The 20,707-nt window shown below is 36.5% G+C and carries 15 protein-coding genes; 11 read left to right on the top strand and 4 right to left on the bottom strand.

What is annotated here, in order from left to right; genetic code table 11:
- Positions 1–35: 35 nt before the first annotated feature.
- From LY60_RS13765 to LY60_RS13755, 3 genes are all read right to left on the bottom strand, one after another.
- The gene (locus tag LY60_RS13765) at positions 36–668 is read right to left on the bottom strand and encodes a response regulator transcription factor (RefSeq protein ID WP_145085011.1); all 633 of its coding nucleotides are present in this window, start codon (positions 666–668) and stop codon (positions 36–38) included.
- Entirely contained in the window at positions 658–2,064 is a 1,407-nt protein-coding gene (locus tag LY60_RS13760; RefSeq protein WP_170226237.1) for a sensor histidine kinase, read from the bottom strand. The genes LY60_RS13765 and LY60_RS13760 overlap by 11 nt, the downstream gene beginning before the upstream one ends.
- 94 nt (positions 2,065–2,158) lie before the next feature.
- Complete coding sequence (locus LY60_RS13755) at positions 2,159–2,839, bottom strand: Crp/Fnr family transcriptional regulator (protein ID WP_145085007.1); 681 nt, start codon at positions 2,837–2,839, stop codon at positions 2,159–2,161.
- 120 nt (positions 2,840–2,959) lie between these two features.
- Here LY60_RS13755 and LY60_RS13750 point away from each other — a divergent pair, with 120 nt between their 5' ends.
- The 11 genes from LY60_RS13750 to LY60_RS13700 all read left to right on the top strand — a co-directional run bounded on the left by LY60_RS13750 (position 2,960) and on the right by LY60_RS13700 (position 16,401).
- Complete coding sequence (locus LY60_RS13750; protein ID WP_145085005.1) at positions 2,960–4,186, top strand: HlyD family secretion protein; 1,227 nt, start codon at positions 2,960–2,962, stop codon at positions 4,184–4,186.
- Between the two features lie 8 nt (positions 4,187–4,194).
- Entirely contained in the window at positions 4,195–5,139 is a 945-nt protein-coding gene (locus LY60_RS13745) for an ABC transporter ATP-binding protein (protein ID WP_145085004.1), read from the top strand.
- On the top strand, positions 5,123–5,926 hold the full coding sequence (locus tag LY60_RS13740; protein ID WP_145085003.1) for an ABC transporter ATP-binding protein: 804 nt from the start codon (positions 5,123–5,125) through the stop codon (positions 5,924–5,926). The genes LY60_RS13745 and LY60_RS13740 overlap by 17 nt, the downstream gene beginning before the upstream one ends.
- Complete coding sequence (locus LY60_RS13735) at positions 5,923–7,047, top strand: ABC transporter permease (protein WP_145085002.1); 1,125 nt, start codon at positions 5,923–5,925, stop codon at positions 7,045–7,047. Before LY60_RS13740 ends, LY60_RS13735 begins: the two co-directional genes overlap by 4 nt.
- Positions 7,048–7,059: 12 nt before the next feature.
- On the top strand, positions 7,060–7,539 hold the full coding sequence (locus LY60_RS13730; protein WP_145085000.1) for a permease: 480 nt from the start codon (positions 7,060–7,062) through the stop codon (positions 7,537–7,539).
- Positions 7,539–8,084 (top strand): permease, encoded by a 546-nt coding sequence (locus LY60_RS13725; RefSeq protein ID WP_145084998.1) that lies wholly within the window; start codon positions 7,539–7,541, stop codon positions 8,082–8,084. The genes LY60_RS13730 and LY60_RS13725 overlap by 1 nt, the downstream gene beginning before the upstream one ends.
- Positions 8,085–8,204: 120 nt before the next feature.
- Complete coding sequence (locus LY60_RS13720) at positions 8,205–9,314, top strand: efflux RND transporter periplasmic adaptor subunit (RefSeq protein ID WP_145084996.1); 1,110 nt, start codon at positions 8,205–8,207, stop codon at positions 9,312–9,314.
- 2 nt (positions 9,315–9,316) lie between these two features.
- A complete protein-coding gene (locus tag LY60_RS13715; RefSeq protein WP_145084994.1) occupies positions 9,317–12,394 on the top strand; it encodes an efflux RND transporter permease subunit in 3,078 nt (1,025 codons plus the stop codon).
- A gap of 9 nt (positions 12,395–12,403) precedes the next feature.
- Positions 12,404–12,982 (top strand): TetR/AcrR family transcriptional regulator, encoded by a 579-nt coding sequence (locus LY60_RS13710; protein WP_145084993.1) that lies wholly within the window; start codon positions 12,404–12,406, stop codon positions 12,980–12,982.
- 27 nt (positions 12,983–13,009) lie between these two features.
- Positions 13,010–14,209, top strand: coding sequence for a TolC family protein (locus LY60_RS13705; RefSeq protein WP_145084992.1), 1,200 nt, complete (start codon positions 13,010–13,012; stop codon positions 14,207–14,209).
- An 827-nt stretch (positions 14,210–15,036) separates the two neighbouring features.
- The gene (locus LY60_RS13700; RefSeq protein ID WP_145084991.1) at positions 15,037–16,401 is read left to right on the top strand and encodes a sodium-dependent transporter; all 1,365 of its coding nucleotides are present in this window, start codon (positions 15,037–15,039) and stop codon (positions 16,399–16,401) included.
- Positions 16,402–16,526: 125 nt separating this feature from the next.
- On the opposite strand, the gene LY60_RS13695 is transcribed toward LY60_RS13700, so the two are convergent.
- Entirely contained in the window at positions 16,527–20,618 is a 4,092-nt protein-coding gene (locus LY60_RS13695; RefSeq protein ID WP_145084990.1) for a DUF445 family protein, read from the bottom strand.
- Positions 20,619–20,707 lie beyond the last annotated feature (89 nt).

Here is a 20,707-nt window from a genome sequence, read left to right as displayed (position 1 = left end):
TATGTCCAATGTCCTTTGATTAAGACAAATGTCCCTCATTTAAGGGACATTTGTCTTATGTAATATAATGCTGCTTCTGTTCTGTTGGTTACATTGATTTTTTTAAGTATTCTGCTTACAATGTTTCTTACTGTCTTATCAGCTAAAAACAATTCTTTGCTTATTTCTTTGTTTGTCTTGCCCATGGATATGAGCTGCAGTATGGTTTTTTCCTGAGCAGTAAGTTCTTCGAGCTGTTCTGTCTTCTTTACTATGTTAAATAAGCTGCCTACCATGGCAGTATCCAGTATGGAAGCACCCTTTATAACATTTTCTATTGCTGTAATTATTCCCTTGCTGTCAATATTCTTGAGAAGGTATCCATCAGCTCCTGATTTCACTGCCTCTGCAACTATGGAGTCATCGCTGTACGCTGTGAGTATGATTATTTTCACGTTTGGCACTATTTTTTTTATTTCTCTGCATCCTACAGCACCGTCTCCGTCAGGAAGTTTTATATCAAGGAGGACTATATCAGGCTTTAGTTTTTCTGCCAGCTCATAAGCGCTTGCCAATGTTTCTGCCTCTGCACATACAAACCAGCCTGGGTTTTTCTCAATCAAAGATCTTATGCCGAATCTCACAACAGCGTGATCATCCACAAGCATAATTGATACATTATTTTTCATATTCACACACTCCCCAAGGAATAATAATTTTTACTTCAGTTCCATTGCTGGAGCTGTCTATGTTCAGTATTCCGCTTACAATTGCGGCCCGCTCATTCATTGAAAGTAAACCGTAGTGATTTTCCTTATAGATTTCCTTGCTGTAATCAAATCCGCTGCCGTTGTCTTTTACGGTTCCCCGAATGGAGTCGATGGTTGAAACAACAATGACTTCAATAGTATCACCATTAGAATGTTTAACTGCATTTGTCAGGGCTTCTTTTAATATATAGTAAAGTTCGGTTATTTTCTCGTTGGACAGGCACGATGTATATATTTCAGAAACGTTGTATCTGTATTTTATGCGCAGTATTCGTCCTCGCTGAACCTGCTGCACAAGTTCCTGAAGCTTGACATTTAAATCTTCCAAATCCATGCTCTGGGCTAGTGAGTTTTGAATAAAACTCCTAATTAGTCCGATAGTATCATTAAGATTTGATTTAACGTTTAGTAGACTTTCCTTATTATGAGCATCTTCTGTGTTTTCAATTAAATTTTCTACAGCAAGTCCAGAAGCAAAAAGGTTTTGAATGATAATATCATGGAGCTCACGGCCTAACTTTCTTCTTTCAAGACCGGCAGCGTTACTTCGTGAAAGCCTTGCTAATTTTTGTTTTGTTTCCAGTCTGAAAATATCTATTACCAAAATGAACAAAATCGTAATGGAAATAGCAGTTGCTGTCCTTCCTACCTCTACAGGAAAATTGAATATATTCATAAACATTTGCCTGTTTAATATGCTTGCAGGAAAAAATTCTCTTTCATCAACGATGAGTCCCGATAGAATGCCATAAAGCAAAAATAAATATGAAATTCCTTTCAACCTTGAAGCAATTTTCTTATAATTAAGAAGATTCAGTGCTCTGGCATTTTTATAAAGGGCATAACATGTTATCAAACTGCCGGGCAGCCCCAGGAAGTAGCGGTTCATTATATCATCAACAAAGAACCACTTAAACAAAAATGTTTTTTGAACAAAGTAAAAATAAAAAAATTCAATTGCCCAAAATACAGACACTATATAAGGCAATCTTTTCGTTATTTTATTAAATATTCCGTTGTATTCAATGAGTTCTGTGCCGAATCTCCATAAAAATGAAAATGACAGCGTGTTTAAGTAAATTGCCAGAGCAAAGAATTCAGTATAAAAGTCCGGATAAGCCTTCAACATTATGATCATCCAAACCCATTCAGCCATTCCATGAACCAGTCCAAAATATCCAAGGTATTTTATGGACTTAAGAAGAGTGAAATTGCTGTCACCGTATGTATTTTGCTGTAGGGCTGAAATACCCATCGAAAAAAATGCCAATCCGTATATAAAAAAAACAAGTGTAGTTTTTTCAGCTTCTAACAATAGTTTCACCTCTAAACTTTTTCTTTTATTATACCATCAAATGAATTGTATAATCATAAATAACAAATTAAGGAATCTGTTCTTCAGATTCTTTTCAGTTTGTATGCAGTGTTTTCATGAAATCAACATCTTTTATGAATATGTAATTTGCATCAAATTCAACCAGTCCGTCACTTCGCATTTTATTAAGCTCACGTGACAGGGAAGAACGCTGAATTCCAAGTTTTTCAGCTAAATCTTTCTTTGACATCTTAAGTTTTATTTTATTGCTTCCCTGGGAATAATACTCTATCAAAAGAAAATCTACGATGTATTGCCGTATTGTCTTCATAGTAAGAGACTTTATCTTGTTTGAAAGGATAAGTGTCTTGCTTGAAAGTGACATGAGAAAACTCTTTAAAAAGCATTCGTTTTTTTGACAAAGGGACAGTACAAGAGAACTTTTCATGTGAAGCAAGGTGCAGTCGGTCTTTGCTGTAATTGTCATGGGATAGTTGCTGCTGGCTGAAAAAAGCAGGTTTTCCCCTAAAACGTCTCCGCTCATAAAATCACTGATTGTAAGTATTTTACCGTCCTGATCAATTTTTTGTATTGTTATTACTCCTTTTAAAATAATGTCCAGACTTTCGCATTTTTCATTTTGTAAATATATTATGGTGTTTTTTTCATAGTCTTTTACTGTGTAATAATGTTCATCAAAAATTTCGTCAAGTTCTTCGCAGGTAAAGCATTTGAATAATTGAGTATTTACAAGTATTTTATTAAAATTTTTCATAATATTTCCTTTCCGATGAACTATAAATGTTTTTCAAAAAGTTACCGTGGTAACTGTTTTAACGACTGATTTATATTATAGTTGTTCAAAGCTGAACAATCAATATAAACGGAGGGCGTTATGCAAAATATTTTTAATCATCTCAAGTCAAATGGCAAAATAGTAATCATGCCTGTCATAATTTTTTTAGTTCTCATTTCAATTTATATTTTCAACAATTTGCAAAAAAATGATTCAGCAGTGGTATATGCAAACAATGGCACATTTATTGAAGCATCAGGAACCGTAGAAAACAACGGAATTTCAATAAGCAGCCAAATAACAGGAATCATAGAAAAAATAAATATTGAAGAAGGAGACAGTGTAAAGGCAGGAGACATAATAGCAGAAATTAACAGCACAAGCCTTAAAAATCAATATGAGCAGTCACTGATTAACCTTAAGATTTCAGAAAAGAACCTGGAACTTCTTGAAAAAAATCAAAGCAACTTAAAACTTCAAAATGAAGACATGTCAAACCAATCCAAAAGTGCATACTTGTCTGCTCAGGCTGAATATGAAAAAGTAATGGGTGGAGCAAGCGATGATGAAATTAACCAGGTGCAGGAAGCAGTGAAGCAGGCAGAAGCAAATTTTGATTTTGCAAAATCAGCAGCAGAGAGAACAAGAATTTTGCTTGATGAAGGAGCGGTTTCACAGAGCAGGTATGACGAGGTGCTAAAGGGCTACGACATAGCACTGGCACAATACAATTCAGCCCTGTCACAGCTTAACATTGTAAATTCATATCCTACAGAAGAAATCGCTTCAGCAGCAAAAAACAAAATGCTTCAGGCAAAATCAGGGTATGAACTATCTTTGTCTTCAGGAAACACACAGCTTGCTCAGCTTGAAAGTCAAATTGAAATAGCAATGGCTCAGCATGAACAAGCACAAAAAAGCATGGAACAGTCTAAGGCAGAACTCGAAAAAACACTCATTAAAGCACCTGCAGATGTCTTGGTAAATACACTTCATGTAAACAAAGGAGAATTTGTGTCCGCAGGGAAATTGCTTGCAGAATTATTTGAAAAACAGAACACAGAAGTAATATCTTACGTTTCTGAAAAGAACATAGGCCTCATAAAGGTAGGGCAGGAAGCTGAAGTATATGTTGATTCAGATAGTTCAAGAACATTTAAAGGTAATGTATCAAGAATAAACGAAGAAGCTGAGTTCACTCCAAAGAACATACAGACAAAGGAAGAAAGAGTAAACACTGTTTTTGAAGTGACAATAACTGTTAATGACTCCAACGGAGTTGTGAAACCAGGAATGCCTGTTGACATAAAAATCAAGGTGGATTAGGAGGCATTATGGAACATGACATTCAGACATTTTCCCTTGTTAAGAAATTTGGCGACATTACAGCTGTAGACAACCTAAATATTAATGTAAGAAAAAACACAATATATGGTCTTATAGGACCTGATGGAGCAGGAAAGACAACAACCATGCGCATGCTGTGTTCCCTTATAAAGCCTGACAGCGGCACAGGAAAAGTAGGAGGCCTTGATATAGTTAAAAACAGCGAAGAAATAAAAAAACACATGGGATACATGCCTCAAAAGTTCAGTTTGTATGGAGATCTGACTGTAATAGAAAACCTTGAGTTTTATTCTGAAATATACCAGGTTCCAAAAAGAGAAAGCAAGGAAAAAATTAAATTTCTGCTGGAATTCAGCAGCCTATTAAACCATTCGTACAAGCTTGCAGACCAGCTGTCAGGAGGAATGAAGCAGAAACTTGCTCTTTCATGCAACTTGATCCACACTCCTAAATATTTGTTTCTGGATGAGCCCACCATAGGTGTAGATCCTGTTGCAAGAAGAGAACTTTGGAAAATACTTTTTGACTTGAGGGAACAAGGAGTAACCATTTTTGTCAGCACTCCTTATATGGATGAAGCAGAAAGATGTGATGAAATAGGACTCATGTATCAGGGAAGCATTATTAAAAGTGACAGACCCGACAACATAATAAGGGACTTCGACAAACACATTTTATGCATTGTTTCCGATGACATCTACTCCTTAAAGGAAGCTGTACAAGGAATTGAAAGTGTACAGGATGTGTATTTGCGAGGAGAAGAACTTCATGTGGTTACGGCAAACATGGAATGTACAAAAAACATAATTGAAGAATCCTTAAAGAATATAAATTTAGATTTTGTTATGAGTGAAAACATACCGACTCTGGAAGATGTGTTTGTAAATATTGTAAAAAGCCGTGCGGAGATGACATATGGAAAATGCAATTGAAATCAAGAATTTTACAAAACTGTTCGGTGAATTTGTTGCCGTAAACAATGTAAGCTTTGATGTGAAAAGAGGAGAAGTGTTTGGTTTTTTAGGTCCTAACGGCTCGGGCAAGACTACTGTAATAAGAATGATTCTCGGTCTTTTAAATCCAACATCAGGCTCAGGTCACATACTTGGATATGACATAATGGAGGACAGGGAAAAGCTTAAGAGTAGAATAGGTTACATGTCACAGAAGTTCAGCCTTTACGAAGAACTGACCGTCGAAGAAAATCTGGATTTTTACGGAGGAGTATACTGCATTCCAAAAAACAAATTGAAGGAAAAGAAAAAAGAAATTCTTAAAATGGCAGATTTGTGGGGAAAAGAAAAGCTGATTGTTTCAAATCTTTCAGGAGGGTGGAAGCAGCGGCTTGCTCTTGGATGCTCCATAATACATGAACCTGAAATACTTTTGCTGGATGAGCCTACAGGAGGTGTTGACCCCATAGCGAGAAGGCAGTTTTGGGAAATAATTTACAAATTGTCAAAGAAAGGTGTTACCATTCTTGTTACAACTCACTACATGGATGAAGCTGAACACTGCAATTCAATTGGTTTTCTATACTATGGCAATATTTTGTCTCTGGACACTCCCAACAACATGAAAGAAAAAATTATAGATGGGAATATAGTTGAAATAAAGTCTGACAGCACATTGAAGGCTATTGAACGTAAGCCGACACTTGAGGACGTGTTTGTTTTCCTTGTGGAAAGGGAAAAAAGTAAAAAAGAGGTGACAAAATGAATTTCAACACGAACAGAATAAAGGCAATAATCAAAAAAGAATTTTCTCAGATTAAAAGAGACAAAAGAACCATTGCCATAATAATAATGATGCCCATCATGGAGCTTCTGTTGTTCGGATATGCGGCCTCAACAAGTGTCGATCACATTCCTACGGCAGTGCTGGATTACGACATGGGAAGAGAAAGCAGGGAACTGGTACAAAAACTTGTAAATTCTCAATACTTCGATATGGATTATTATGCTGAAAGCATGGATGATATTGAATATTATATAGACAACGGCTATGCCAAGGCAGGAATTGTAATACCTCCTGATTTTTCAGCAGATTTAAAAAGCGGCAAATCTGCTCAGTTACAGCTTATTGTAGACGGGACAGATCCAACAACAGCGCAGACCATACTTTCTAGTGCAGGAGGAGTAGTTCAGTCAATGTCTGTAGAAATAATTCAGGAAACAAGAGGAACAACTGTGCCTAAGTCACTGGATTTGAGAAGCAGAGTGTGGTACAATCCTGACATGAGCAGCATTTACTTCAACATTCCGGGGCTCATTGGAGTTATACTTCAAACTGTTACACTCATGCTTACTTCATTTTCCATAGTGAGGGAAAGGGAAAGAGGTACAATGGAGCAGCTCATAGTGACTCCCATAACAAAAATGGAGCTGATGATAGGAAAAATCATTCCCTACGTTGTGATAGGCTTCGTGGATATTGTTCTGGCACTGGCTCTGTCGGTGTTCTGGTTCAGGGTACCCATAGCTGGAAGCATTACGCTCCTATTGCTGTTCTCGGCAGTATTTTTGTTCGGAGCTCTGGGAGTGGGACTAATAATTTCGACGGTTTCAAAAAGCCAGCTTCAGGCAATGCAGCTATCAATGTTCATGATAATGCCGAACATACTTCTTTCAGGCTACATGTTTCCCAGAGAAGCAATGCCGGATTTTATACATGGATTAAGCAACGTTCTTCCACTCACATATTTTATCAAGGTTCTTCGGGGAATTATTTTGAAGGGAAACGGATTTGGAGAACTTTATAAAGAATTTGCAATTCTTGTTGCTTTCGGCATAGTCTTTCTAGCCCTTGCAACATTAAAATTTAAAAAGAAAATTGATTAAACAGGAGGATTTATGACATCGACAATTGCCTTGTATGCAATTGCTATAGCAGCCTTGGCTGTATCTTTTGCAAAAAGCAGACAAAATACAAAACTCGCCTTGAAGAAGGCATGGAAATCATTTGAAAATATTTTACCGCAGTTTCTTTCTATACTGGTCATCATCGGCATCATGTTAGCCATTTTAACACCGGAGCAAATTTCAAGCATGATTGGGAGCGAATCCGGGTGGTTTGGAGTAATCATTGCTTCGGTAATAGGAGCAATAACACTGATTCCGGGATTTATTGCATTTCCCCTGGCAGCAGCTCTTTTAAAAAGCGGAGCAGGATATATGCAGATTGCAGCATTCATATCAACTCTCATGATGGTTGGTGTGGTTACTATGCCCGTTGAAATGAAATTTTTTGGGAAGAAGGCAACTCTCATTAGAAACGCAGAAGCATTTGTGTTTTCTTATATAGTTGCATTTGTTATGGGGGTGTTTCTGTAATGGATAAGCTTAATAAAATAATAAAAAGATACAAGGTGTTTTTTGCCCTTGCAGCAGTAAACATTGCAGTAATAATTGCAAGACCTGACATAGGAATGAAGTCAATAGACTTGACAATAGACAATGCCCTTGAAATGCTTTCCATACTGCCCCCTATTTTTATACTCCTTGGACTTTTGGATGTATGGGTTAAGAAAGAAACAATGATTAAGTACATGGGAGAAAAATCAGGGATTGTGGGAGTGCTGCTCGCGTTCTTCCTGGGCTCAGCTGCAGCAGGTCCTTTGTATGCAGCATTTCCTGTGGCAGTTGTCCTTCTTAAAAAAGGAAGCAAGCTTTCAAATGTGCTCATTATGATAGGAGCATGGTCTACAACAAAAATTCCTCTTCTTTTATTTGAGGCGTCATCCATGGGAATAAAATTCATGGCACTTAGATTTGTCCTTGATATTTTTGGAATAGCATTCATTGCATATACAACAGAAAAATTGCTTTCTAGTGAAGAAAAGGATGAAATTTACAAAAATGCAGCCAAGGCTGAGTAAAAATAAGTAAAATTTATGCTGTAACTGTATATTTTGTTAATAATAAAATTGACACTTCAACAACTCAGTGATACAATAAGTTGGAAACCGACCGGTCGGTCGAAATATTTGGAGGGAATTTTGAAAAAATTATTGACATTATTATTAGTTACAGCATTAGTTTTTACTGGTTGCGGCAAAACAAATGATATAAGTGCCGAAGTTACAGAAGAATCATATACAGCTGTAGAGGTGGAAACATTGAAACCAATGGAGCTGCATATTGAAAATATTATGACAGCAAAGACTTATGCAGACAAGGACGTGTATGTTGTACCTCTCATGTCCGGAAAAGTTGAAAGAATCAATGTAAAGGTTGGAGACAAGGTTAAAAAGGATGATGTGTTATTCGTTATGGATACGGATAGTATTACAAACCAGGTTAATCAAGCTCTTGCTGCATATGAATCAGCGAAGGCAGGATATGAAGTCAGCGTATCACAAATTGAAAATGCTAAAAAATCATTTGAAAGAATCCAAAAGCTTTATGAAGAAGGAGCAGTACCTGAAAGTCAATACGATCAGGCAAAGCTTGCTGCATCAGACGAGTCTTTGGAAGTTGCTGCAAAAAGTGTTGATCAGGCAAGAGTTGCCTATGAAAACGCAGCAGATGCTTTGGACAATGCAGTTGTAAAGGCTCCCATATCAGGAGTTATTTCTGATATAAGCATTGTTGAAGGAGAATTTGCAACTTCAGCAAAACCTCCTGTTACAATTGTTGATTCAGACAGCATAACAATTGAACTTGCAGTTCCGGGAAACATGGTCAACAAACTTCATAAGGGAACAGAAGCTAATGTTGAAATCAGTGCTGCAAATTACAGCGAAAAAGCAGTGATCGACAGCATCAGCACCAGCTCGGACCCAATGACAAATCTTTATACAGTGAACATCATACTTGAAAACAACGGGTCTATTAAACCCGGAATGTTTGCAAAAATAAATTTTGAAACAGACAAAATCGAAAATGCTCTGGCTGTTAAGACGGAAGCTGTTGTTGACAGAGACGGAAAAAGTTATGTCTATGTTGTTAACGGCGATGTATCTGAAGAAAGAGAAGTTGTTACAGGACTTGACACTGGTTCGTACATAGAGATTAAATCTGGTCTTACAGCAGGAGACACTGTAATTGTGAAAGGACAGGATTACATAACAGGCGGCAGCAAAATAAAGGTAGTAAGGGGTGAATAAGCATGTTTGCTAAGTTTTCAGTAAAAAAACCCGTTACAATAACCATGATGATATTGATAGTTATAGTTCTGGGAGCCATATCCCTGAGCAAACTGTCAATAGATTTGCTTCCAAACATCGAGCTACCAATAGCAATTGTTCAAACCACATACTCAGGTGCAGGACCTGAAGAAGTTGAAAACCTCATAACAGTTCCAATGGAACAGGCTGTTGGTACCATAGAAAATATCGACACAATTACTTCTTATTCAAATGAAGGCAGCTCACTGTTGCTGATGCAGTTTAATTTCGGCACAGACATGGACGAAGCAACACTTCAGATGAGAGAAAAAATTGATATGATAAAAGGCTTCCTGCCTGACGGAACAACGTCACCTATTGTAATGAAAATAGACCTTGACAGCATGCCAATAGTGCAGCTTGCAATTTCAAGCAAGGGAAGTCTTCAGACAACTCAGAAATTAGCAGAGGATGTAATTCAGCCTCGACTGGAAAGAATAGAAGGAACTGCTTCAGCAGATGTTTCAGGTGGACTTGAGCGAGAAGTTGAAATAATGCTCAAGGAAGAAATGACAAAGGGCTACAATTTGAGCCAAAGCTACATTTCCGGAATACTTAAGTCTGAAAACCTAAACCTTTCTGGCGGAACGGTTATGAAGGGAAGCAACGAACTTACGGTAAGAACTGTAGGGGAATTTAAAGATATTGAAGAAATAAGAAATTTAAATATTACTCTTCCCAAAGGAGGAACAGTTAGATTAAGCGACATAGCTGATGTTGAATTTGTGAACAAAGATCAGTCCACTGTGACAAAACTTAACGGCCAGGACGTTGTTCAAATATCTGTTATGAAACAATCTGACGGAAATACTGTAAGTGTTGCAAAAGACGTTACTAAGGAACTTGAAAAAATTCAGAAGGAATATCCTGATTTAAAGATTGAAACGGTTTTTAACCAGGCAGATTACATAAACCAGTCCATTGACAATTTAAAAAACACAGCTATTACCGGAGCTATGCTTGCCGTAGTAATACTATTGATATTTTTGAGAAGTTTCAAAACAACATTGGTAATAGCTCTTTCCATACCAATATCAATAATAACCACATTTGTTCTTTTATACTTTGCAGGAATAACACTGAACATGATGACCATAGGAGGTCTTGCTCTGGGTGTTGGTATGCTGGTTGACAACTCCATAGTTGTACTGGAGAATATTTACAGGCACCGAAGTATTGGAATGGACAGAATAAATGCATCAATTGAAGGAGCAAACGAAGTTTCAATGGCAGTAACAGCTTCCACACTTACAACAGTTGCCGTATTTATTCCAATTGTGTTTACCGGGGGACTTGCAGCAACCATATTCAGAGATTTTGCCCTGACAATAGTAATGGCACTCATGAGTTCATTGCTTGTAGCGCTGACACTTGTTCCAATGATGTCATCAAAGTTGGTTTCAGTAAGAAACCTCGAGTCCGAAGAAGAACAGGAGAAAAAACACGGCAAAATTGTTACAACATACAAGAGAGTTCTTAGCTGGAGTTTGAGGCATAGAATTACAACTGTCTTGACAGCAATAGGAATATTTGCAGCAAGTATTGCAATGGTGGCTTCAGTTGGAGCAGAGTTTTTCCCTGCTACGGACGAAGGACAAATCAGCATAAGTGTTACTCTTCCTGACGGAGCAGAAGTTACTCAAGTTGATGATACTTTAAGCGAAATAAATGAAATTATTAAAGAAATACCTGAAGTAAAGACGGTGTTCACCTCAGCAGGCAGCGGAGGAATGATGAGCATATCAAGCGGCTCAAATGCAGGAAGCATAATGGTAATGCTTACAGATCTGGCTGACAGGGACAGAAGCGTCAAGGAAGTAAGCGATGAAATGAGAACATTGCTTAAAGATGTTCCTGGTGCTGAAATAAGCGTTACAGAAACTTCAACCATGTCCATGGGCATGAGCGGCGGAGCAATATCTATAGCTATTAAGGGCGATGATCTTGACACTTTAAAAGGCATTGGCGAGGACTTCAAGAAAATTATTGAAAATGTAGACGGAACAAGAGAAGTAGAATCAAGTTATGAAGACGGCATTCCTCAGGTACAAATTATAGCTGATAGAGGAATTGCATCTCAATATGGTCTTACAACTGCTCAAATAGGCTCTCAGGTTGGAAGTACTCTTGCAGGTTCAACTGTTACAAAATTCAAAATTGACGGAGATGAGCTTGATGTAGTTTTAAAAGGAGACAATATGTACGGACAAAGCATGTCGCTTTTGGATATGCTTCCAATAACAACTCCGGCAGGAGGAACAATTCCTCTTTCTGAAGTAGCGGAAATTAAAACAGCCAAGGGCCCTGTAAGAATAACAAGAGAAAACCAGACAAGGACTCTCACCGTTACAGGAAGTGTTGCAGGAAGAGACGTTCAGTCAGTTTCCAACGACATTACAAAGGCACTTGCTGATTATGAGATGCCAAACGGATACAGCTACACATTTGGAGGAGAAACTGAACAAATACAAGAAACTTTTGCAGATTTGTTCATGGTTATGATAGTTGCTGTAGCCCTTGTTTACATGATAATTGCAGCACAGTTTGAATCGCTGATTCAGCCGTTGTCAATCATGTTTTCTGTTCCTCTTGCTTTGTCAGGAGGATTTATAGGACTGTTTGTCACAGGACTGCCTCTGAATGTAATAGGTCTCATAGGTTTGATTATTCTTGTTGGTATTGTAGTTAACAACGCCATAGTGCTTGTTGATTATGTGAACAACAGGAGAAGAAACGGTGAAGACAGGACTTCAGCAATTATGAAGGCAGGTCCTATAAGAATAAGACCAATCATGATGACTGCACTCACAACTATTCTGGGTCTTGTGCCAATGGCTTTAGGAATCGGTGAAGGAGCAGAGCTGACACAATCCATGGGTGTTGTAGTAATCGGAGGCTTGGCATTGTCCACTGTTTTAACATTGGTACTTGTACCGGTTATGTACACAATATTTGATGATATTACAGAATTTTTTAAAAGAAAATTCATTAAACATAAAAATACAGTAGAACAAAATTAGGAGGATTCAGTGGCGGAATTCAATCAAAAAAGACAAGATATTTTAAACTCTGCCATGGAGTTATTTAAAGAAAAGGGATTTCATAATACCAGGATGGAAGAAATTGCTTTGAAGGCAGGGGTAGGCAAAGGAACACTATACGAATACTTCACCAGCAAGCAGGAAATTTTCGATGAAACCTGCATTGAAAAAGTGACAGGAATCAAGGAAAAAATTGAGGAAATAAGCTTAAGGGACATTACTTTCAGAGAAAAGCTCACAGAAATGATTTCAATGAAACAAGGCAGTGAAAAATGTCCTGAACCAACTATCGAAGGTATAATGTCCAATAAAAACATAATTTCTGAGAAAGTGGTTTATGCCATGATGAACCATGTATCAGACATGAATAAAATCATAATCAGAATGGTAGAGCAGGGCAAAAAAGAAGGAGTTGTTAACAAGAATATTCCTTCCGATTTGGTAGTAACAATGATTGTTGGAACCGTCAGCGAGTTTATCAGAAACAAATGTACAAACAATTTCGCCGGAATTAGCGGAGAAGAAATTATAATAAATTTACTTTTCAACGGTTTTGGTGTAAAATAAATAAAAACATTAAATACGGGAGGGCGTATGAAAAGAAAAATTGCGCTTTTATTGGCGATGGTACTTACATTGACTACAATACAAACAAATTATGCTTTGGCAGATGAGGAAAAAGCAGTTACAACAACTGCTGAAACTACAACAGAGACTGTACAGCCTCTTCAGCTTTCAATTGAAGATGCCATTAAGCTGGCTGTTGAAAACGACAGAGGAATGTGGAAAATTAACGATGGTATAAAACAAATGCAACAAATGAGAAAAGATGGAAGTGATGCCAAGAAACAGGTTGAATATTTGATGTCATTGTCACTAGAAGCCACTGCAGGAATGAATATAACAGACAATTATGTTGAAAAATTGCTGGTTAAAAATGATTATTACATAAAGACGGCTGACACTCAAATGAAGCTTCTTGAAAAAAACAAGGAAGTTCTTACGGTTGGAATAGAAATTAAAACAAAATCTCTTTATTACAATGTGTTGATTGCAGAAAAAACAATCGAAATAAATAAGGCGAAGCTTGCCAGTGCAAATGAACAGTTAAGAGTTATAAATCTGAAGTTCAACACAGGTTCTGCTACAAAAGCTGAAGTTTTAAGCGGAGAAATGTCAGTTCAGCAGGCTCAGACAGAACTGGATTCTGCCAATGACGATTTAAACATGTCAAAACTCAATCTATTAAATGGATTGAATCTGCCTTTTGATACAGAAGTAATTCTCACAAGCAAGGATTTAAACTATGTTCCAACACAACAGCTAAACCTTAATGCAGCAATTGAGAAGGCAAAAAAAGATAGAACAGAAATAATCGAAGCAGAAAATGCTTTGGAAGTTCAAAAAATAAAAACTCATGTATATACTGCATACTACACTTCAAACTTAAGACAACACAAAGCTGCTGTAGAAGAACTTAAAGATGCAGAACTTAATGTACCTCAGGCATACAAAGATGTGGAGCTTGATGTTAGAAAATCATATCTGAATCTTGTTAAGGCAGAAAGATCTTTGGTAAACATGGATAAGACCGTTGAATTGGCAAAGGAAGCAGCAAGAATCAACAAGCTTCTATATGCAAACGGCATGGCCGCTGCAGCTGATGTGATTTCTGCAGATGCGAATCTCGCACAGGCTGAAATAGGACGTTACCAGGTCCTGGTTGCTTACAATTTAAGCAAGCTTATGTTTGATAATTCAAACTTAATAGGTTCAACTTCAGCAGGCAATTAGAGGAAACAATGAGCAAAATAATTATAGTCAGCATGATTTTGACAGAATTAAATTAGTATACAGGGAAGTCGAATAAGACTTCCTTTTTTTTATTGAAAATTGACGATGAATTCGAAACACCAGATTGTAGGGGAGGACTACTGTCCTCCCGTGTCAACAAATTTATTTAAATTAAAACCTCGGGCGGACACAAGATCCGCCCCTACGAGTTAATATATCAAAAATAGCAGTGAATTCGAAATTCCAGATTGTAGGGGAGGACTACTGTCCTCCCGTGTCAACAAATTTATTTAAATTAAAACCCCGGGCGGGCACAAGATCCGCCCCTACGAGTTAATATATCAAAAATGGCAGTGAATTCGAAATTCCAGATTGTAGGGGAGGACTACTGTCCTCCCGTGTCAACAAATTTATTTAAATTAAAACCCCGGGCGGACACAAGATCCGCCCCAACGAGTTAATATATCAGAAAATAGCGGTTAATTCAAACACCAGATTGTAGGGGAGGACTACTGTCCTCCCGCAAATAACAAAATTCAAAAATTAAAATGCAATATGCCAATTTAGCCCAAATATTGCTTTATATTGATAAAAGGGTTGAAATATAGCACAAATTATAGTATAATCGGAAAAGTTGGCTTAAAATCTGCTTGTATTTAACGTTTAGTCGTGAAATCATTATTAATTTAACAAACTGTTGTTAATCATAATGGTCGAATCATATAAATATCGTCTAAAAAAACGTTATCAGAGAAAAGTCTGCATTTTTGAATGGGAGGTTAAAAAGTACCTATCAACAAAAAATTAACAATACACGGGAGGTAAAAATGTCAAATTTAAATTCAACAGATGAAAGAGGTTCATGGGGATCCAGAGTAGGCTTTTTGCTTGCAGCAGCAGGTTCAGCCATAGGGCTGGGAAACGTATGGAAGTTTCCTTATTTATGCGGTGAATATGGCGGTGCAGTCTTTATTTTCACTTATATAGCAATACTAGTATTAGTTGGTTTCACAATTATGCTTACAGAGCTAATCCTGGGCAGGCATTCTCATCAGGGTCCGGTTGGAGCCTACAGGGCAATCAAGAAGAGATGGTCTTGGGTCGGAATAATAGGAATACTGGCATCATATTTAATATTAACTTATTACAGCGTAATAGGCGGATGGATAATAAAATACATTGTTTCTGCTTTCACTGGCAATTTTAACACAACAGATATTGATGCTCTTGGAAACATATTTACCACTTTCATAGGCAAGCCATTTGAACCTTTGATATATCACGCTATATTCATAACATTGACCTTGGGCATTGTAATGGGTGGTATACAGGGAGGTATAGAAAAGGCAAGCAAGATGATGATGCCTGCATTGTTTATAATACTGTTTGTTGTAGTTATCAGAGCCGTTACGCTGCCTGGAGCATCAGCAGGTCTTGAATACATGCTGAAACCTGACTGGTCGAAGTTTGGCATTAAGGTAATAATTGCAGCTCTTGTACAGGTGTTTTTTTCTTTGAGTCTTGGTATGGGAGTTATAATCACATATGGAAGCTACCTTGATAAAAATGAAAAGCTTACAACAAGCTCAGTGCAAATTCCGCTTATGGACTCTGCTGCAGCACTTTTATCAGCATTTGCAGTATTGCCTGCAGTGTTTGCTCTTGGTTACAACCCATCAGCAGGACCTGGACTGTTGTTCATAACATTGCCTGGAGTATTTGCAAAAATGCCAATGGGTTCACTTTTTGGTTCCATGTTCTTCATATTTGTTCTTTTCGCAGCACTATCATCATCAATATCACTGCTTGAAGCTGCAGTGACATATTGTGTAGATGAGCATGGCTGGAAAAGAAAAAATGCAACAATTGTTTTGGCAGCAGTAGCATTTTTAATAGGTGTTCCTTCATCATTGGCCAATGGACCGTTATTTAGTGAAATAACATTTATTAATGGAATGAACTTCTTTGATTCAATTAGTTTCCTGGCTGAAAATCTTCTTCTGCCTCTAAGCGCATTCATGCTGAGTATTTTTGTTGGATGGGTATGGGGAACAGATAAGGCTCTCAAAGAAGCAACTAATAATGGAACTGTGAAGTTTGGCTTAGCCGGAATGTGGGCATTTTCAATCAAATATTTGGCACCAATAGGAATAGGATTTATCTTGATTCAAAATATAATAGCTTTATTTTAAATAAACAAAAAAATGTGCTATTATAAACACATCAGGCTATTCACAACCATATATTCTTCAGGTTGTAGGGGCGGACCTTGTGTCCGCCCGCAGAATGGCAGTCTGATGTGCTTACAGCACATTTTTTATTTTTCTTTTCCAAACAATCCTGATATTGCTTTCAATGCAGTGAGGCCAAATCCTATATACATGTTGATTCCGAAAACAAAGCCTCCAAAACCATATAACATTAAACGGCTGAAATATTTCTCTCCAAAGGAATTGAACATTTCATGAATTTTCTTTGGCTCCATTTTTTCAATTTCTTCTCTTGCTATCTGGTCAAACTGAACTGCCTTCAATATATCATCAAGATTTTTCTTCAAACTCATAATACATGAGTCGACAAAAATATTCAAAATATAATTCTTTGATTTTTCATCAATGAAATTAAAATTATTACTTGCAGCTTCATCAAATGAAGAAAGCATGATAGTACTTGACAATTCTTCGAATTCCTTGCTGTTTGCAATCCTTTCAATTAAGGTGCTTCCTGATTTTATGAATTCATCTCTGTCTGCGACATCAGAAATACTTAAGTCACCTAAATATACAGCGATTTCTTTGAATGCTTCTGCTGTAAACTCTTGCAGTTTTTCATCTTTTTCAAGAGCTTTAAATAAGCTTGATAACATCTTGCTTAAGTCTTCTTTGCTGAGCCCTTCAAATATTTCTGTCACAGGAATTTTAGAAATACTGTTCAGCACTTCATTTATAAGATCAAAAATCTTATTATGAATTTCCTGACTCCCATTTTTAAGAGAAGAACCCAGTTCTTCAGTGAATGCATTTATTTCTTCGCCGTAATGATCAAATATGCTCTCTATGTTACTTATATAAATAAATCTTAATAGCTCATCTATATTTTTAGAAGCTTCATTGCACATTATATCCTTAACGATTTTTTGAATGTTGCTTTCAATTTTAGCTGAATTTCCTTCATCCAGGTATTTGTCAATCATACTGCTAAATTCTATCTTATCAAGTTTTGAACGCAGGACCTGTACCTTTGATTTATATAATTTATCTTCTATTACTGCTCTGAAAATACTCTCCAGCTCTTCTTCCTTGCTATCAATGAAAAGGGGCAATTTTTCTGACATTACTTTTTTCATCAGTTCATCTACAACTGCATCGCCGCCCATGAATGAATACATTCCTCTTTCAATGAATCCGAGACTGTTTTTTATTTCAGCCTGCACCATGAGAGATATTTTGTCCTTGTTTTGTACAGAACTGTTTTTTACAGCTGAGGATAACTTCTTGAGAATACCGGGAAGATTTTTGTCTACATATCCTTTTAATTTACCGTCAAAAAGTTCTTCGAATTTCTTGTCGCTGTCAAAATATCGATTGATTATTTTTACTGAACCTTGAGAAATTTTTTCTCTGGAGGATTTTGAAGTAGCCATGGATGAAATTTTTACGGAGGCACCCTCTGTAAGTTTTTCTGTTTTTTCATTGCCAAGTATTTCAGTCAAGGACTTGCCGGTTAAAGTATTGTATTTATCCTGCTGTTTCAACGCGAAATTTTTGATTTTAGTGCTGTCACTTACAAATTCCTCAAATGATGTGTAATATTTATCAACTGTACTTACAAGCACCTTTTTAACCGCGGGTGATGATACAAATTCAAGTGTGTTTGTATCGCTGGTTATCTTTTCGAAAGCCATACTGCTTAACTTATTGCTTGAAATTCCTTTTAATGCTTCATCTGTGAAGTTTTCTGCCATATTGGAGTCAACAATTGCCGATAGTTTTGTTGTTCCTACCTTGTCGTAAAGAGAAGCAGCAACTACACTTGAATTCTCTGAAATTTTATTTTTGCCAAACTTCAATATGCCTTCTGTAATACTTTTTTTGTTGTCAGACAATATTCTTCCAGCAGTTTCATAATTTTTATCTGCTGCACTGTTCAAGAAGCTTTCCTTTATAACTGATTCGTATTCGTTGAAAAGGGAATTGATGCTTTCCTGACTTAACAAGCTTTTGTCAATAAAGTCTGCTGTGCTCTTTGCAAAAGCTTTCTGGTTTTTTAAAATAAATCCATGGGAAAAGTGTCTTAAAATAGGGATTTTGCTTAAAATCTTCACTTCCTTGTAAGGCTTGAAAAGCATGTTTATTGCAAGGACGTTTGTAATGAATCCCACGAATGCATATGTTGCCATGGTTACGGCACTTATGCTGCCCGGATCTGCAGGAGCATTTTGAAATGCAGCCAAAATAAGACCGGCAGTAACTCCCAGAACTCCTCCGAAAAACATTATTGGTTTAAGCTCGCGCCCTATAAATTCATTTGCAAATTCAACAAGGTCATCATCACTAAGCTTGTTGAGGTTTGAAGACACTATTCCTTTTATTGAACCCTTGAGAATTGTATCTGTGTTGTTAACCACATATTCACGAAGAGATCTTGAGCTGTTTAGCGAAAGATTTTCGATGGAGTTTAATTTGTCCAGTGCCTCTGAAACATTCATATGTTTTAAATTTTCAGACAAGGATTTGTAAGCACCATAAATTTCACCGTCCACCTGCTCATATATTGATTTACTTTTCAGGGACGACTTCATATTCCATGCGTTTTCAATTTTAATCTGGATTTCTTTCCTAATGTCTCCATCACTGTTCTTAACTAGATTTACAATCAATTTGTCAGTCTTATCTATAACTTTCTTTGCAGTCTGTTCTGTTGAAAGCTCAGATAATTTTAAGGATAATTTATCATTAACAGCTTGCTGAGCATTTTTATTTGCCATTGATAATATAGCATTTGAGCTTAGGATGTTCTTAAGGCTGATATGGCCGAATGCATAGTCAGGAGCCATGTCGCTGATTTTCAGATTTCCAGCTTTGTCTATTACTTCGTTAAATATTGCTTCAAAATTGTTGTTAATGTATGTTGTTGCTGCCTGAGAAAGACGTTCAGCTGTTATGTTGTTTTTTTCGGCTTCAAGCACGATTTCTGCAACAGTCATGCTGCTTAGAATTTCTATAGCCTTTGAACTAAGCTTTTCTGATAATTTTTCAGGCTCTGCAATCTTTTCAACAAATGATATGATTTTATTGACTATGCTGTATTTCTGGCTGAGATTTCCAAAATATGAGTTTTTAATTGTAGACAGAAGCTTTCTCTTTAAACCGTCTGATTCCTTAATAACTTCATCAATTGAATCTTCAAGAAGCTGATCAATAGACTTATTGTTTTCCTCAATCCATGCTACAATGCTGCTGGTCAGGTGAGGCAGATTTTCTTTGATATATTCCTTCAGATTATTTTCAAATGAAGAATCAAGTAGGTCAAAAATGCTTTTATCAAGTTTTTTTCCATATTCAAAAATAGAACTTCCAAGCTTTGATACTAAGTTCTGGCCTTTGTCTGAATTTATGAAATCAAGAAACTTCTTTGAAATTTCTGCTTTTTTAAGGCTATCTATGTTAAGTATAGTTTTTAATTCTCTATTGTATAAAACTTGCTTTGAACTGTTCAGAGCACTGGTTAAGTTTATTAATTCTGATACATCATCTATATTTGAGCTTGAACGGAAGATATCCGGTAGTTTTTCAAAAATATTTGTTAATATTGCTGAAGAAAAATTTTCTGCTCCGCATAAAAGCTCATTTACATTGCAATCCTTGACTGTTTCATATAGTTTTAGAATAAACTTTTCTAATATATCCTTGCTTTCAAGAGTTTCAACAATAAAATCATAAAGAGTAGAGGATATTTTCTCAAGCTGCACATTGCTTAAAATGTCTCCTGGTTCCATGCTGTCAACAATCAAATCAGTTCCTGGGGGAACAATTTTTTCTATTAATGATGATACATAGTTATCTGTATTTGACATAGTGGAGCTGAATCCATCAATGTCTGAAAATTTGTCATTTCCTGCTGATTCATAAAGGCTTTTTTTAAAGAAATCCTCTGTGAGAACATCAAATTTTTCCTTAAACTTGTCATCTGTAAGGATTTCATGGAGCTTTTCCTTGTTTATAATGTCATTTTCAACCATGGAGCTTAAGTTGTCAATAAACTCTAATCTTGTTTTTTTGATCACTCCGCCTATTTTCAACGGAGTATATTCCTTGAAAAGCATGTTAATTGCATAATCGTTTGTTATGTATCCCGATGCTCCGCCTAATACTGCCTGTGCTAAAAAATTTAATAAAATTTCATTCATAATTTTCCTCGAATTGTTAATAATAGTAGATTATATCACTCTTTTAAAAAAATGCAAATATGCATTAAATGTATCATTATTGTCTGCAC

This window comes from Sedimentibacter saalensis (genome assembly GCF_007830175.1).
Classification (GTDB): Bacteria; Bacillota; Clostridia; order Tissierellales; family Sedimentibacteraceae; genus Sedimentibacter; species Sedimentibacter saalensis.
The sequence above is the reverse complement of the archived record's forward strand: the minus strand, read 5'-3'. Positions and strand labels throughout refer to the sequence as shown.

Coding starts and splice junctions, on each gene's coding strand:
- LY60_RS13765 (WP_145085011.1), bottom strand. CDS start 668: ATGAAAAATAATGTATCAATTATGCTTGTGGATGATCACGCTGTTGTG.
- LY60_RS13755 (WP_145085007.1), bottom strand. CDS start 2,839: ATGAAAAATTTTAATAAAATACTTGTAAATACTCAATTATTCAAATGC.
- LY60_RS13750 (WP_145085005.1), top strand. CDS start 2,960: ATGCAAAATATTTTTAATCATCTCAAGTCAAATGGCAAAATAGTAATC.
- LY60_RS13745 (WP_145085004.1), top strand. CDS start 4,195: ATGGAACATGACATTCAGACATTTTCCCTTGTTAAGAAATTTGGCGAC.
- LY60_RS13740 (WP_145085003.1), top strand. CDS start 5,123: ATGGAAAATGCAATTGAAATCAAGAATTTTACAAAACTGTTCGGTGAA.
- LY60_RS13735 (WP_145085002.1), top strand. CDS start 5,923: ATGAATTTCAACACGAACAGAATAAAGGCAATAATCAAAAAAGAATTT.
- LY60_RS13730 (WP_145085000.1), top strand. CDS start 7,060: ATGACATCGACAATTGCCTTGTATGCAATTGCTATAGCAGCCTTGGCT.
- LY60_RS13725 (WP_145084998.1), top strand. CDS start 7,539: ATGGATAAGCTTAATAAAATAATAAAAAGATACAAGGTGTTTTTTGCC.
- LY60_RS13715 (WP_145084994.1), top strand. CDS start 9,317: ATGTTTGCTAAGTTTTCAGTAAAAAAACCCGTTACAATAACCATGATG.
- LY60_RS13705 (WP_145084992.1), top strand. CDS start 13,010: ATGAAAAGAAAAATTGCGCTTTTATTGGCGATGGTACTTACATTGACT.
- LY60_RS13700 (WP_145084991.1), top strand. CDS start 15,037: ATGTCAAATTTAAATTCAACAGATGAAAGAGGTTCATGGGGATCCAGA.
- LY60_RS13695 (WP_145084990.1), bottom strand. CDS start 20,618: ATGAATGAAATTTTATTAAATTTTTTAGCACAGGCAGTATTAGGCGGA.